Below are 1,116 nucleotides of genomic sequence, written 5' to 3' on the forward strand. Positions count from 1 at the left end.
TGGTTTCTGTTGAAAACAGGTCGAGCGGGAGGATGTCGTCGATATCGTTCAGGATGTCTTTCATCGCTTTTTTCTGTTCGGACATGATGGATTTTGATTTTTTATTGGCATTTGCCAGTTCGTGCTCCAGGAAGGATTCTTCGATGTATGCGTCTGAGAGGCCTTTGTCTTCGGCGGCTCCGGCGATACTGTTGAAAAATGCGATTTTCATGTCGATGTAGTCGATCCATTGTGCGGTGACGCCGACGTGGTCGGGGTAGAAGGCTTTGATATTGCTAGCGCCTTTACCTGAGAATTCACTGTCACTGAGATCAGCGACGCTTTTTAATGCTTTTCTCAAATTAACCATTTGCGTTCTTAGTTCTTTGTACTCTTTTGCACGGTCTGCCGCTTCTGAAAGTAGTGTTTTCGCTTCAAATACTTTCATGACCATTTCCCTTCTTTTGTTCGCTCAATATCAAAATTTTACCACGGAACGGGATGAGGGTGGGGTGAGAACGTGTTTTGGTGGAAAAATGAGTCATTTGGCATGTGTCTTTATTCGTGGAGGGATTGGCGGAAACATGGTCGAAATGATATTGATTGCTACACATTTTTTGGAAGTTTGTATTCTATATTGTTTTTTAAGGAGCATGTTGATGACGAAAAAACGGATTGCATTTGGTTTATTAGTTTTAATGGTATGTGTCATCCTGTTTGTTCTGTCTGTTCAGTTACGCAATAAAGACAGTATTCCTGTCCAATCTTCCGCCATCCACCCCGAAGAAGACCGCATCTTTTTTATCTACTCCAATCCTTTCATAAAAGAAAGCGTGCTGCTTTCACCCTCTACAGGCGAACGGTTTAACAGGCGCACGTTTAAGGTGGCGGATGTTCCTTACGTTCAAACAAAATCTGCCGCGTCAACAGACCTTGTTTTATTAGCGGAACACGAGCCTTTTTACTACACGCTGGAGAAGGATGCGATCAAAGAGCATCCGCTTTCAGATCCAATTGCGTTTTGGTATGAGGGGAAGGATGTGTCTGTTAAGGCCTATAATGTTGATACGACGGGGAATGAGATTCACATAAATGATAAAAAAATGAAAAAGGAATATAGCCTTACCTTACCTTCGC

1 protein-coding gene and 1 pseudogene are annotated in these 1,116 nt (G+C 42.7%); one reads left to right on the top strand and one right to left on the bottom strand.

Annotation, left to right across the window (positions count from 1 at the left end; all coding sequences use genetic code 11):
• Nucleotides 1–427, bottom strand: a 427-nt coding sequence (locus ACWHAR_RS22680) for a T7SS effector LXG polymorphic toxin (RefSeq protein WP_452087900.1), incomplete at its 3' end; no start/stop codon positions are given.
• A gap of 211 nt (nucleotides 428–638) precedes the next feature.
• On the opposite strand from ACWHAR_RS22680, the pseudogene ACWHAR_RS22685 reads away from it, so the two are divergent.
• A pseudogene (locus tag ACWHAR_RS22685) lies at nucleotides 639–1,116 on the top strand (hypothetical protein); the annotation flags it as partial.

It is taken from the genome of Bacillus sp. LR--39 (genome assembly GCF_053613335.1).